The following is a 13,459-nucleotide window of genomic DNA, read 5'->3' as shown; positions in this document are numbered from 1 at the left end:
TCCTGGCGGTGCTGGCGGCGATCGGCCTGCTGGCGCTGCCAGGACCGCTCCCCGGGAGCGCCGACCTCTCGGCACCCACGGGTGACCAGGACGTCATCGAGGTCTGGGTCTGCACGGTCCCGCTCGACACCCGCGCTCACGCCTACCAGCCCTCGCCGCTGCGGCTGGACCTCGACCCGGCCGCCATCGCGGGCCAGCTCGAGGCGCACGTCCGGCCCTGGTTCGCGACGCTGTCGAACGGCCGATACGCCCCGCGCTTCGTCGCGGGCGGCGTGCTGGCCCTGCGCACCGACGAGGGCGGCGAGGACTGCCTGGCGCGCGCCCAGGACCGATCGCGGCGCACCACGGACGCCGTCCTCGCCGTCGCGAACGCCGAGCACCGGGCCGATGCCCACGGCGGGCTCGGGAACCCCGGCGCCGGCTGCGCTTCGGAGGCCACCTCGTGCCCGGCGAGCGTCTCCCGGCGCGGCGCGTACGTCGGCGCCAGCGACTTCCATCCCGACTGGGGACCGCTGCCGGCCTTCGACCTGATCGAGCACGAGCTCGGACACACCCTGGGCTGGCCGCACTCCGGCGGCCCGGCGGGGGAGTACGACAGCGCGCTGGACGTGATGAGCGACAGCACCGCACCCCGGTCCGTGTTCCCCGACGAGCACCACGCCGGCGGCACCATCGGCATCAACCTGGTCGACGCGGGCTGGATCCCGGCCCGCGACGTGGTGCGGTCGCCTCGCGACGGCGGCAGGGCGACGTACCGGATCCACCGGTCGGCCGGCCCGAGCGGGACGCGCCTGCTCGAGCTGCCGCTCGCCGCGGACCGCTTCCTCACCGTCGAGCTGCTGACCGCCGACGGCCTCGACCGCCACCTCCCCGAGTCGGGCATCGCGATCACCCTGGTCGATGCGTCACCGGCGGCGTGCGGCACGCCCTGCGACCCGCTGCGGCGCCGGCACGTCGTACAGCGGAGCACGCCGCCGTACACCGACCTGCTGCAGCCCGGCGAGGTGCCCTGGTCGGGGCACGGGTGGCGGGTCCAGGTCGACAGCATCGCCGGCGGGACGGCGACCGTGTCGGTCACCGGTCCGGATCGGCGGTCCTGAGGAGCGTCAGAGAAGGCCGGGTGGCGTGTCTTACCACCGTGAGTGTCTTTCGCGACGTCGCCGCCTGGGACGAGCCCGACGAGTCCGACCGCCGGCTCGACGTGGTCCTCGACCGCTGGGCCCAGGAACTGCTGACCCGGATGGAGCAGCCGTACGTACTGATGGTCCGCAGCACCTGGCAGACCGAGTATCTCGGGCCCTTCCCACACGCGATGGCCGCGGCCGCCGCCGCCGAGGACGAGCTGGCCGGGAACCGCGTGCTGCCCCCGGAGGAGCACGTCGCAGTACGCCTGATCCCGCTCGTGCCGCCGATCGCGGACGAGTCCTGACCCAGCCTCGACCCAGGCTCAGGCGGGGATGTCGAGCAGGATCTCCGCGACGTCCTGATTGCCCACCGACAACACCTCGGCGCGCGCGGCGAGCGACCCCGGCGCCGACCGTACGCCGGTCGCGACGTGCGGGTGCGCGCCGACCAGGGTCATCCGGGCGCCGACGGGGTCCGGAAAGAGGGTGACGGTCAGGTCCGCGCCGGTGGGCGTCTCGGCCACGGCCGACAGCACGACGTCGCCGAGATCGGCCGCCAGGTCGGCCGGCAGGTCGGTGCCGCCGGCGCGCACCACCAGCCGCACCCCGCTGTCGTGGGCGTCGTTGAGCGCCCGCGCGAACCACTGGCCCACGTGGACCAGGTCGGGGTGGAGCAGGGTGAGCTGGCGCAGGTAGGCCTCCTCGACCGCGCACTGCTCGCGCAATGCCGGGTCACCGGGATCGCTCGCCGTGCGGACCGCCTCGAGCAGCTGGAGCGAGCGGTTCAGTCCGGCGTCGCGCCAGCGGGCCCGGGCCCGGTCGGCGGCCCGGCGCTCGGCGATCCGGGTCCGCGCGGTCCAGCGGGCCTGCTGGTCGGACGCGGCCCGGGTGCCGATCGCGCCGAGCGCGTTCTGGAAGCGGCGCCAGGCCGCCACCAGGCCGAGTCCGGTGCCGCCGGCGATCAGGGTGATCGTCTCGGCCTCCCCGGAGGACCGGCCGACGGCGACGGCGACCGCGACCACGGTGCCGGCGTAAAGCGCACCGGCCCACAGTACGGCCGACGGCCGCGGGCCCAGCTCGGCGATGACGAGGAGCAGGCCGACGGCACCGATCGCCTGCCAGAGCACCGGGTCTTCGCGTCCGTAGTCGACCGCGGCGGCCGAGAGCACGAAGGCCGTCGCCGCGGCCACGGACAGCGTGACCGCCACCCAGGCCGGCATCGTGTCGCGGTGCCGGGTGGTCTGCCAGCCGAGGGCTGCGCCGAGAGCCGCGAGCGTGGCCATCAGGTACTCCGGCGTGGCCTCCCCGGGGTGGTTGGCGATCGCGAGGTAGAAGCCGACGATGGCGATCCCGGCGCTGAGCAGCAGGCAGGCGTTGCGGCGCAGCACCCGGACCACGCGGGCGATGTCGTCGCCGGTGCTCGGCCCGCTGCTCGCCCGGCGGGTCAGCGGCACGGTGAGCGTGGCCCGAGTCCCGGCGCCCGGCGCGGTGTCGAGGTCCACCTCGATCCCGGCCTCCCGGGCGCGCGCGAGGACGGACGTCGCCAGGCCGCCCGCCTGAGCGACCCGCCCGTCGAAGCCGACGCCGTCGTCGGCGACGGTGACCACCAGCCGGCCGGCGCGCTCCTCGGCGCGCACCTCGACCTCGTCGACCCCGGCGTGCTTGGCGGCGTTCTGGACCAGCTCGGTGGTCGCCCGGCGCAGCGCGCGGAGCCGGGCCGGAGGCAGGCCGGCCTCGAGCCGGCTCAGCTCGTCCGACGGGAGGCCGTGGTGGTGCACCCGCACCCGGCCGTCGTACGCCGCCGCGCGGAGGCCGCCGTCGTCGGCGACGGGCTCGGCGCCGTGCTGCAGCGCGGCGACCGTCGCGATGTCGCGGGCGCAACGCTGGCGCACCGCGTCGACGTCGCTCACCGCGGCGCCACCGCTGGCCAGTGCGGCGAGGGTGTTGATGACGGTGTCGTGCAGCACCCGGGCGTCCTCCGCGGACGCCCGGCTGGCGGCCTCCTGGCTGGCGGCCTCCGCCCGCTCGCGCTGGGCGGCGGCGGCCTCCTCGTCGGCCCGCCCCGCGAAGTCGTAGAGATAGGTCTGGCCGATCCGGGTGCCCAGCATGATCGCCCAGTGGGTGACGAAGACGGCGACCGGGAGCGTGGCCGGCAGGTCGGGGCGGAGCAGCACCATCGCGGTCGGCACGACAACCGAGCCGATCGCGGGGAGCAGCAGCGCCAAGCGTCCGCGGAGCACGAAGGACGGGGTCGCGCCGCCGAGGTTCATCATCCAGCAGGAAGCGAACAGCAGCGGGTCGTTCATCGACTCCGACGCCGTCCAGTCGGCCACGAACAGCACGTAGACGCCCACGACGGGCACCCACGTCGGCAGCCGACCGGACTGGACCACGAGCGTCGCGACGAGCAGTGTCGCGTGGGCCGCGAGGAGCGGCAGCAGCGGCGCCAGCGGGCCGGAGGAGGCGAGGACGCCGCCGAGCATGACCAGCTGAGCCACGATCGTCGCGGTCAGGAAGACGCGCCGCACCGCGTCGGCGAGGGTCCGCGTCGCCCAGCCCTTGTCGGCGGGGGTGAAGGGTGCGGCCCGGCGCACCAGGTCGCGGGCCAGGGCGCCGACGCGGCGTGCCACCGCCGGTCGTCGAGACGTCGTCACGGGTACAGCCTCCCCTATCGGCGGCCGCGGGTTGCGACCAACCGTGAACAGGAGCGCGGCCGGCTGCCAGAATGAGAGCCGTGGGAGTGGGCGTGGAGGAAGACGCAGGGGTCTGGCAGGTCGCACTCGTCGAGGATCACCTGCTGCAACGTCGTCGGACCGAGGAGATCCTCGGCCGCGAGTCGGGGCTGGTGGTGGTGGCGAGCTGCAGCACCCTGCCCGAGTTCCTGGCCTGGCTGCAGCGTGCGCCGGCCAGCTCACGCCCTCAGCTGCTCGTCCTGGACCTCAGCGTCGACCGTGGCCCCAATGTCGACCCCGACATCGTCGCCCGGCTGGTCGACGCCGGACTGCGGGTGCTGGTGCTCTCGGCGCTCGCCTCGCCCGCGCTGGTCCGCTCGGTCATCAAGGCAGGGGTCGCCGGGATCGTCGGCAAGCGCGACTCCGAGCAGGACGTCATCGACGCGGTGTGGACCGTGCTGCGCCGCGGCGAGTGGATGACCCCCGAGCTCGCCGCCGTGATCGCCTCCGACGCCGAGCGTCCCCAGCTCAGCGACCAGGAGGAGCGCGCGCTGGTGCTCTATGCGTCGGGGCTCACTCTCAGCGCGGTGGCCGAGGCGCTCATGGTCAAGCAGGACACCGCGAAGACCTACATCGCGCGGGTGAAGTCGAAGTACGCCGCGGCCGGCCGGCCGGTGCGCTCGAAGGTGGAGCTGAGCCGGATCGCCATCGACGACGGCTACGTCGACGCGGGCTGAGCAGACTGTGCCTCTTCCGTCCGGCTGACCCCCGAACAGAGGACAATGCGGCACTACGCGGGCGAGGGAGCACCGCCCGGACCCGTCGGTGCCGCAACCTTCACCTGTGCTTCTCGGTGGTGATGTCACGCGGGCCCGCGACCTGCTCCGGGCCGCGTACGACGCCGAGGGCGCCGAGGGCGCCGTTCGTCATGAGCTCGCCGCTCGACTGGCGCTCGCCGACGCGGTCGCCGGCGACCACGCCGCCGCCGTCGAGACGATGGTCGCCATCGCCTCCGACGCGCCCGGACCCCGCCGGCTCGCGACCGCCGACGCCACCCGGCTGACCCGGGCGATCCTGCTGCTCGACCGGGGGCTGCCCGAGGCGGCCGGCCGACTCGTCGGCGAGCGCGCCGCATCGACGTACGGGAGCCTCGCGCCGATCGCGCTGTGGCTGCAGGTCCAGCTCCGGCTCTGCGCGGATCAGCCCAGGGACGGCCTGGCCCTGCTCGACCGGGCCGTGACCGAGCACGCCGTGGAGGAGGGCGCCGTGATCGCCCGGGCGGTCCGCGCGGAGGTCAACGTCGCGCTCGGCGATCTCCGGGCGGCCTGGGACGCCGTCGATCCGGGTGGCCCCCGGGCCGCGTGGACCGCCGTGGCCGAGGCGACGGTGCTCTACGTGGCGGGCGAGTTCGAGACGGTTCGGTACGCCGCCCGCGTGGCCCGCGCCGGTCACGCGCTCACCCCCCGCGAGTCGACGCGGCTGCGGATGCTCGAGGCGGGGTCCTTCGTCGCGACCGGGGACCAGGACGGCGCGGTCCGGCTGCTCGGTGCCGTGCTCGGCGAGTCCCGCGACGACGGCTGGCATCCGCTCGGGCTCGGGCTGCCGCGTCCGCTGGTGAGCTTCGCGCTGGACCATGGTCTGCTGCCCGCCGAGCTCTCCGAGCCGCTCGGGTGGATCCCGGGGCCGGTGTTCACGGCGCCGCTGTCGCCGCGGGAGCGCGCCGTGCTGCGGCTGCTCATCGAGGGCGCCGACCGGACCGGCATCGCCGTGCGCCTGGGGGTCTCGCTCAACACCGTCAAGACCCAGCTCCGCGGCCTCTACGCGAAGTTCGGCGTCACCAGCCGCAGTGAGGTGCTGCGCAAGATCGAGCTGCTGCCGGCGACCTGGGCCTCGGGCCTCCCCGACCACGCCGCGCCGTGATCGGCTCCGGAAGTGGGCTCAGCCGGCGCGGCTCGGGCCGAGGCAGACCGCGACCAGCTCGCCCTCGACCTCGCCGCTGAACACCGCCCAGCCCCGGTCGAAGCTGACCAGCTCGGTGCTGCCCTGGGGGGTGCGGACGATGGCCTTGCTCGGGATCACCCCGCGCTCGAAGCCGGTGACCGAGCAGCGGTTGTGCTGCATCATCGCGTCGAGCGGACCCGACGACATGTCGAGGCGCCGGGTCGGGTCGACCGGCTGCAGCGGCGACACCGTGGAGGCCGCGCCGAGACCGACCAGCAGGGTGAGCGCGGCCACCGTGGTCGACGTACGCAGGGCGTGGGCGGTGATCCGCAGCCAGGCCGGGGACATCGCCGAAGCACTCATGACGCCCCCCTCTCCACGTTCCGATCACCCGTTCGCCGGGCCTGTCCACTGCCCGTCTCAACGACGGCGGGGCGGCCGGGTCACGACCGCGTGACGTGGCCGACACCCCGCACGGCAGGATGGGTCCATGACCTGGTTCGACGCTCCGGCCGACGCGGCCGCCCGGCTCGCGACGGCGGGCTACCTCGCGGATGCCGCCACGGCGACCACCACCTATCTCGCCGGTGCGCTCGAGAAGCCGCTGCTGTTGGAGGGCCCGGCGGGCGTCGGCAAGACCGAGCTGGCCAAGGCGGTGTCCCGTGCCACCGGGGCCGACCTGGTCCGGCTGCAGTGCTACGAGGGGCTCGACGAGGCACGCGCGCTCTACGAGTGGAACTACAAGAAGCAGCTGCTCCGGATCCAGGCCGCGAACGCCGGCTCCACCAGCGGTGTCGACTGGGACGCCACCCACGACGACATCTTCAGCGAGGAGTTCCTGCTCACCCGGCCATTGCTGACCGCGATCCGACGCGAGGAGCCGACGGTGCTGCTCATCGACGAGGTCGACAAGACCGACATCGAGGTCGAGGGCCTGCTGCTGGAGGTGCTCAGCGACTTCCAGGTCACCATCCCCGAGCTCGGCACCGTCGCCGCCACCCGCCGGCCGTTCGTCGTCCTCACCTCCAACGCCAGCCGGGAGCTGTCCGAGGCGGTCAAGCGCCGCTGCCTGTACCTCCACATCGACTACCCCGACGCCGAGCGCGAGCGACAGATCCTGCAGCAGCAGGTCCCCGGCCTCGACGACCGGATCGCCGAGCAGCTCGTCGCCACCGTCGGGAGGCTGCGGGAGCTGGAGCTGAAGAAGGCGCCGTCCATCGCCGAGTCCGTCGACTGGGCCCGCACCCTGATCGCGCTGGAGATCCGCGACCTCGACGCGAAGGCGATCACCGACACCCTCGGCGCGGTGCTCAAGCACCAGTCCGACCACGAGCGCGCGGTCAAGGAGCTCAAGCTCGCCCGGGCTTGAGGCCGTGATGACCGAGTACGCCGACCAGTCGGGTCTCCTCGAGCGCCACCTGGCGTTCGTCGAGGCACTGCGCGGCGCCGGGCTGTCGGTGTCGCTCGCCGAGGACCTCGACTCGCTGGCCGCGCTCGGCGCGGTGCGCTGGGGCGAGCGGGCGATGGTGCGCGACGCGTTCGCCGCGACCATGGTCAAGAAGCAGGCGCAGCGCACCACCTTCGACGCGCTCTTCGACGTCTACTTCCCCGCGATGGTCGGCGACGGCGCCGCCGCCGAGCAGGACGTCGCGGCCGGCGACTCCCAGGTCCGCGACAACGCCTCCGCGCTCGTCGACTTCCGCGACCGCCTCGCCGAGGCGCTCGAGGCGGCCCAGCTCGACGAGGCCGAGCTGCGCCGGATGGCCGCCGAGATGGTCGGGGTCTTCGGGTCGATGCCCGGCCGCGGGCCCGGCCTGTCGTCGTGGTCGGCGTACACCGCACTCCAGCGGGTCGCGCCGCAGGAGCTGGTCGACAAGCTCATCGCCGGGCTGATGGGCCAGGGCGTCGACGAGGACGACGCCCGACGCCAGGCCAACCGGCGGATCGGCTCGTTCACCGCGCTGGTCGAGGACGACGCCCGGCGCCGGATCGCCGAGGAGAAGGGGCCCGACCATGTCGCCGACGTCGCGGTCCGGCCCAGCATCGACAAGCTCGCGTTCATGGCCGCCCGGCGTACCGACCTCGACGAGATGCGCAAGGAGATCTTCCCGCTCGCCCGCCGGCTCGCGACCCGGCTCGCGAAGGAGCAGCACTCCCGGCACGCGCGGACCGCGCCCCTCGACTTCCGGCGCACCGTCCGCGCCTCGATCGCCACCGGCGGCGTGCCCATCACCACCCACCACCGCCCCAAGCGGCCGCATCGCACCGACCTGGTCGTGCTCTGCGACGTCAGCGGCTCGGTGGCCAACTTCGCCCAGTTCACGCTGCTCTTCGTGTTCGCACTGCGCGAGGTCTTCCAGAGCATGCGGGCGTTCACGTTCATCGACCACGTCCACGAGGTCACCGGCCACTTCCGACCCGGCGCCGACCCCGTCGACGTCCTCACCGACCTCGCGGCCGCCACCTCCCACGCCGCGCTGTGGGGCCGCACCAACTACGGCCGGGCGTTCACCAAGTTCGAGGAGAACCACCTCGACGCGCTCACCCCGAAGACCACGCTGCTGATCCTCGGCGACGCCCGCTCCAACTACAGCGACCTCCACGAGGACGCGCTGCGCCGGCTCGCCGGCTCGGTGAAGCGGACCTTCTGGCTCAACCCCGAGCACCAGCGCAACTGGGGGACCGGCGACTCCGCCGCCCCGGCGTACGGCGAGATCGTGCGGATGATCGAGTGCAGGAATCTCACCCAGCTCAGTGAGTTCGTGCACGACCTGGCCTGGTGAGGGCGCAGGAATCGCCGGTCGACCGGCGATTCCGTCACTTGACGGGTGTTGCAACGCCCGTCAAGTGACAGTTCTGCGCGTCAAGTGCCGACCTGGCCCGATGAGTACGACGAACGCCGACCACCCCCCATGGTGGTCGGCGTCCGTCGGATCAGGTCCGGTCGATCAGGGCCGGTTGGGTCCCGAGAGGGTCCGGGTCGGGTCCGCCTTCTTGGCGACCTCGCGGCCGTCGGAGGCGCCACCCCGGTCGGTGTCGAAGTCGACCGGGCTGCTCTTGCGCTTGCCGAACCGCTTGGTCGGGTTGCCCTTCAGCTCGTTGCTGTCGGACAGGCCGTCACCGTCGGTGTCCGGGTTGACCGGGTTGGTGATGAAGGAGCCGATCTTGAAGACCTTGACGACCTTGCCCTTCTTGGCGATGTAGACCTTGGTCTTGAGGTTGTAGCCCTTCAGCTCGGCGTCATCGCGCAGGCCGTCGCCGTCGGTGTCGGCGGCGCAGGGGTTGGTCGACACATGGCCGATCGCCAGGCCCTTGCCCTTGCGGTTCTTGCTGGTCCGCACCTTCTGGGTCAGGTCCCAGCCCTTGACCTCGGCGCCGTCGGACAGGCCGTCGCCGTCGGTGTCGGCCTTCAGCGGGTTGGTGCCCGCCTTGCAGGAGCCGACGTTGCCCGCGACCTCGACGCCGTCGGACAGGCCGTCGCCGTCGGTGTCGGCCTTGTTCGGGTCGGTGCCGAGCGCGGCCTCCTGGGCGTCGGTGAGACCGTCGCCGTCACTGTCGGTGGCGTTGGTGATCTCGGCGCGGCCGGAGTACTGCGACACGTAGCCGCTCGCACCGCCCTCGGTCTGGACCCGGATGAAGCCGTCGGTGTGCGTGGTCGGGATCGAGACCCGGCCGGCGGCGGTGACGTCCTCGATAGTGCCGAGGTACTCCTCCGCGTGCTCGCCGGCGGTCCAGTAGACGTGCAGGGTCAGCGGCGGCGTCGGCTGCTGGTTGGCTCCCTCGGCCGGGTCCACCTTCGCGATGTCGAAGGAGACCTTGCCGCCCGCGAAGGAGGCGTTGGCCGGCCGCCAGGTCTGCAGCTTGGCGTTCGAGAGCCCGTTGTTCCACACGAACCACTGTCGTCCGGCCTCGGACTCGGCCGCGACGGCGGTACCGTCGGTCCGCGTCCCGAAGGTGTTGCCCCAGACCTTGGTGCGGGCATAGCCCTCACCGATGACGATCGGCGCGTCCGTGGTGCCGTCGTAGCCGTCGATGTCGTTGCGGGTGATCGCCCATCCGGAGTCGTCGCCGTTCGCGGCGACGGCCACCTCGAAGAACACCGCCCAGCGGTCGGCGTCCTCACCCTCGTTCTGGAGGAAGGTGTTGCCGTCGATCACGTTGCCGGCGTCCGTCCGGGCGGCTTGCCGGGTGAGCCAGATGGTCGCCTGCGCGTTGCCCCGCTGGTCGACGAACTCGTTGCCCGAGATGACGTTGTCGATGTGGTTGGCCTGGCGCATCACCAGGGCGTGCAGCAGCTGACCCGTGAACACGTTGTCGATGATCTGGGTCCCGGTGTGGGTCGTGCGACCGGCCTCCTCCCAGGCGTAGCCGGTGCCGGTGAAGGTGCTGTTCTTCACCACGAGGCCGTTGGTGAAGGAGTCGTTCCCGAGGTACATCGCCCGGTTGTCGGCGCCGTCGAAGGTGGAGTCGTCGATGACCAGGTCGTCGACGTCGGTGAAGAAGTCCAGCGCGACGTTGCCGACGGACTGGCCGGTGCTGCTGAACGTCGAGCCGGTGATGTCGAGCCCGTTGATCTCGGTCGGGTCGGCGGTGCTGCAGCCCTGCTCGGCGTAGACGTCGCCATAGGCGCCGGGGTTGTCGAACGTGGAGTCGGAGATGGTGGTGTCAGCGACGGTGGTGCAGTCGTCGAAGTAGACGCCGAAGCCGTGCATGCCCTCGAAGGTGACGTTGTCGATGGTGGCGCCGGTCGCGCCGTCCGTCAGGCCGACACCTACCTCCGCGATGATGGAGTCCGGGTCGCTGAAGGCGCCATTGCTGACTGTCGCGTTGGCCGCGCCGATCGTGACCCCGCCCTCGCCCGCGCGGATGTTCGTGAAGTTGGTGATCGTGACGTCCGCGGACTTGATCGCGAACGCGCCGTAGGCCGCGTCGCCCTGGGACACCACCCCGACCTTGTTGCCGAAGTCGATGGTCACCGGGTTCGCGGCGTCGACGTAGAAGAACGACCCGTTCGGGTCGAGGTAGTCCTGGATCGGCGTGCTCGACGGCGTGATCGAGCTGTTGTGCATCACCGGACCGGCGTTGGGGAGCTCGATGTCACCGGCCAGGCCAGCGTCGAAGTTGATCAGGATCGGATCACCGGCCGGCAGCGCATTGGCCTGGGCGATCGCGTCCTGCAGGTCGGTCACGTCGAGCGAGTCGACCGTGATCGTGGTCGTGGCCGCGTGCGCGGCGGTCGCCGACAGCACGGTCGCGGACCCGGCGACGAGCGCCGCCGCGACGGCCCGGCTCGCGTGGCGGCCGAGCGCGGCCCTCCACAGCGGGATGTGTGAGCTCATGTCCCCTGTACCTCAGTCCTGGGTTCGGTGCCGCGCTCCGCGCGGCGTCGTGGACGAGGCCCCCATCGGCCTCGGCCGTCGCGCCCGGACGGCGACGGCGGGCCAAGAATGCTGAGGATCGTGAGGGTGACGGGCCGGAACCGGGCCCGACGGCCCGATTTGTCACCCGAACGGGGGCGGGGCCGGGGTGACATCTCATCACCCCGGCCGGACGGCTCAGGCCGTGAACTCCAAGGTCTCGTCCTCGACCGGCTTGCGGAACACGAGCAAGTCCTTGAAGTAGTTCATCTTCAGCCGCCACGGGAACGTCGCGCCCTGCTTCGGCAGCGAGTCGATCGAGCGCATGACGTAGCCCGCCTCGAAGTCGAGGAAGGGCTCCTCGGCGACCGCCGGGTCGCGGCGGGGGACGACCGTCCGGGTGCCGGTCTCGTCCATGCGCCGCAGCAGCTTGACGACGTACTCGCACACCAGGTCGGCCTTCAGCGTCCAGGAGGCGTTGGTGTAGCCGATGATGAACGCGAAGTTGGGGATGTCGCTGAGCATCAGGCCCTTGTACGCCATGGTGTCGGCGGGCTTCACCGCGGCGCCGTCGACGCCGAGGGTGGCGCCGCCGAAGATCTGCAGGTTGAGGCCGGTGGCGGTGATGATGATGTCGGCCTCGAGCTCCTTGCCCGACTTCAGCAGGATGCCCTTCGGCGTGAACCGGTCGATGTGGTCGGTGACGATGTCGACGGTGTGCTGGCGCAGCGCCTTGAACAGGTCGCCGCCGGGGACGGCGCACAGCCGCTGGTCCCACGGGTCGTACGGCGGCTTGAAGTGCTCGTCGAAGCTCACGTCGTCGGGCAGCTGGCGCTCGAGCAGCTTGCGCAGCAGCGCGCGCGACTCCTTGGGCCGGGCCTGGCAGAACTCGTAGAACGCGATCCGGCTGGTGAGGTAGCGGGTGCGGACCAGCTTCTGGGCCAGCTTGTCGGGCAGCCGGCGGTACATCTGCGCCGAGACCTTGTCGTACGCCGGCTGGCTGATGATGTAGGTCGGCGTGCGCTGCAGCATCGTGACGTGCCCGGCGCCGGAGTCGGCGAGCGCGGGGATCAGGGTGACGGCGGTGGCGCCGGATCCGATCACGACCACGCGCTTGCCGGCGTAGTCGAGGTCCTCGGGCCAGTGCTGCGGGTGCACGATCCGGCCCTCGAAGTCCTCGGCGCCGGCGAAGGCGGGGGTGAAGCCCTCGTCGTAGCGGTAGTAGCCGGAGGTGGACCACAGGAAGCCGGCGGTCAGCTCGACGGTCTCGCCGGTGTCGGTGCGCTCGACGGTGACGGTCCAGCGCGCGTCCTCGGTCGAGAACTCGGCGTGCACCAGCCTGTGGTGGTAGCGGATGTGCTGGTCGATGCCGTTCTCGGCCGCCGCCTCCTTGAGATAGGCCAGGATGTCGGGCCCGTCGACGATGGCCTTGCTGCCCTTCCACGGCTTCCAGCCGAAGCCGAGGGTGTGCATGTCGGAGTCGGAGCGTATGCCGGGGTAGCGGAACAGGTCCCAGGTGCCGCCGAGCGAGTCGCGCATCTCCAGCACCGCATAGGTCTTGTCCGGGAACGCCTTCGAGACGTGGTACGCCGCGTCGATGCCGGACAGCCCGGCGCCGATGATCAGCACGTCGAGGTGCGTGGTGTCGCTCATTCAGGCTTCCTTGAAGTTGAGGAGCTGCTCGACGGGGAGGTCGGGCACCTCGATCCTGCGGGACGCTGCGAGACCTTCGATCTGCAGCCAGGTCACGTCGGCGAGCAGCCGGGTGAACACGGGGGCCGGGGGGAGCAGCCGCTCGCGCGAGCTCCAGCTGCGGACGGCGGCGATGACGCCGCCGACGAGCAGGTGGACGTACGGCGTGAGGGCGTCGCGGTCGTCGTCGTCGACCTCGGCGTCGAGGATGGCGAGGAAGCCACCGATGACCAGCTCGATCTGCTCGGCGATCTGGCCGATCGCGACGTCGAGCGGCTTGGACGCGGCGCCGGGGATGTCGCGCTCGGCGAAGCGCATCAGCGCGACGTTCTCGGCGCCCCAGCCGACGTACGCGTCGATGATGCGGTGCACGATGTCGCGCGGCGTGCCCTCGAGCGTGACGGCGGCGAGGAGCAGGGCACCGGCGCGGTTGCAGATCTCCTGCTGGATGGCGACGTCGAGGTCGGTGCGGTCCTCGAAGTAGCGGTAGAGCACGGTGCGGTGCACGGACGCCTCGTCGGCGATCTGCTGGACGCTGAGCTCGGCGCCGGGTTCGAGGTCGCGCGCCAGCACGGTGAGCGCGGCGTCGATCACGGCCTGCCGGCGGTCGGCGTTGTGCTGTTGCCAGCGGCGCTTGCGACCGTCGGTCTGGTCCCGCTTCGGCGTCCCCATG

The 13,459-nt window shown here is 72.1% G+C and carries 11 protein-coding genes; 6 read left to right on the top strand and 5 right to left on the bottom strand.

The genetic code is table 11. From position 1 onward, the window contains the following. Positions 1-8 precede the first annotated feature (8 nt). Positions 9-1,100, top strand: a complete 1,092-nt coding sequence (locus JOD66_RS09530) for a metallopeptidase domain-containing protein (protein WP_204836642.1) — start codon at positions 9-11, stop codon at positions 1,098-1,100. A 38-nt stretch (positions 1,101-1,138) separates the two neighbouring features. Further along, entirely contained in the window at positions 1,139-1,429 is a 291-nt protein-coding gene (locus tag JOD66_RS09525; RefSeq protein ID WP_204836641.1) for a hypothetical protein, read from the top strand. A gap of 18 nt (positions 1,430-1,447) precedes the next feature. On the opposite strand, the gene JOD66_RS09520 is transcribed toward JOD66_RS09525, so the two are convergent. Then, positions 1,448-3,778 carry an ATP-binding protein gene (locus JOD66_RS09520; protein WP_204836640.1) on the bottom strand — a complete coding sequence of 777 codons (2,331 nt, stop codon included), beginning with the start codon at positions 3,776-3,778 and terminating at the stop codon, positions 1,448-1,450. A 92-nt stretch (positions 3,779-3,870) separates the two neighbouring features. On the opposite strand from JOD66_RS09520, the gene JOD66_RS09515 reads away from it, so the two are divergent. Together JOD66_RS09515 and JOD66_RS29450 are read left to right on the top strand one after the other, a co-directional pair. Next, the gene (locus JOD66_RS09515) at positions 3,871-4,533 is read left to right on the top strand and encodes a response regulator transcription factor (protein WP_204836639.1); all 663 of its coding nucleotides are present in this window, start codon (positions 3,871-3,873) and stop codon (positions 4,531-4,533) included. Positions 4,534-4,639: 106 nt separating this feature from the next. After that, positions 4,640-5,716 (top strand): helix-turn-helix transcriptional regulator, encoded by a 1,077-nt coding sequence (locus tag JOD66_RS29450; RefSeq protein WP_204836638.1) that lies wholly within the window; start codon positions 4,640-4,642, stop codon positions 5,714-5,716. Between the two features lie 18 nt (positions 5,717-5,734). Here the strand turns inward: JOD66_RS29450 and JOD66_RS09505 are convergent, their stop codons facing one another. After that, a complete protein-coding gene (locus tag JOD66_RS09505; protein ID WP_204836637.1) occupies positions 5,735-6,100 on the bottom strand; it encodes a hypothetical protein in 366 nt (121 codons plus the stop codon). A 127-nt stretch (positions 6,101-6,227) separates the two neighbouring features. On the opposite strand from JOD66_RS09505, the gene JOD66_RS09500 reads away from it, so the two are divergent. Both JOD66_RS09500 and JOD66_RS09495 read left to right on the top strand, forming a co-directional pair. After that, positions 6,228-7,106: an AAA family ATPase gene (locus tag JOD66_RS09500; RefSeq protein WP_204836636.1), complete on the top strand. Its 879-nt coding sequence runs from the start codon at positions 6,228-6,230 to the stop codon at positions 7,104-7,106. 7 nt (positions 7,107-7,113) lie between these two features. Further along, entirely contained in the window at positions 7,114-8,520 is a 1,407-nt protein-coding gene (locus JOD66_RS09495) for a vWA domain-containing protein (RefSeq protein ID WP_204836635.1), read from the top strand. 165 nt (positions 8,521-8,685) lie between these two features. Here JOD66_RS09495 and JOD66_RS09490 read toward each other — a convergent pair whose 3' ends face one another. The 3 genes from JOD66_RS09490 to JOD66_RS09480 form a co-directional block, all read right to left on the bottom strand. Continuing rightward, positions 8,686-11,076, bottom strand: coding sequence for a right-handed parallel beta-helix repeat-containing protein (locus tag JOD66_RS09490; RefSeq protein ID WP_204836634.1), 2,391 nt, complete (start codon positions 11,074-11,076; stop codon positions 8,686-8,688). 216 nt (positions 11,077-11,292) lie between these two features. Beyond that, positions 11,293-12,747 (bottom strand): flavin-containing monooxygenase, encoded by a 1,455-nt coding sequence (locus JOD66_RS09485; protein ID WP_204836633.1) that lies wholly within the window; start codon positions 12,745-12,747, stop codon positions 11,293-11,295. Beyond that, positions 12,748-13,458 (bottom strand): TetR/AcrR family transcriptional regulator, encoded by a 711-nt coding sequence (locus JOD66_RS09480; protein WP_204836632.1) that lies wholly within the window; start codon positions 13,456-13,458, stop codon positions 12,748-12,750. Between the last annotated feature and the right edge of the window lies 1 nt (position 13,459).

Source organism: Nocardioides nitrophenolicus (assembly GCF_016907515.1).
Classification (GTDB): domain Bacteria; phylum Actinomycetota; class Actinomycetes; order Propionibacteriales; family Nocardioidaceae; genus Nocardioides; species Nocardioides nitrophenolicus.
Note: the sequence above shows the minus strand (reverse complement) of the source record. Positions and strands in the feature narration are given on the sequence as shown.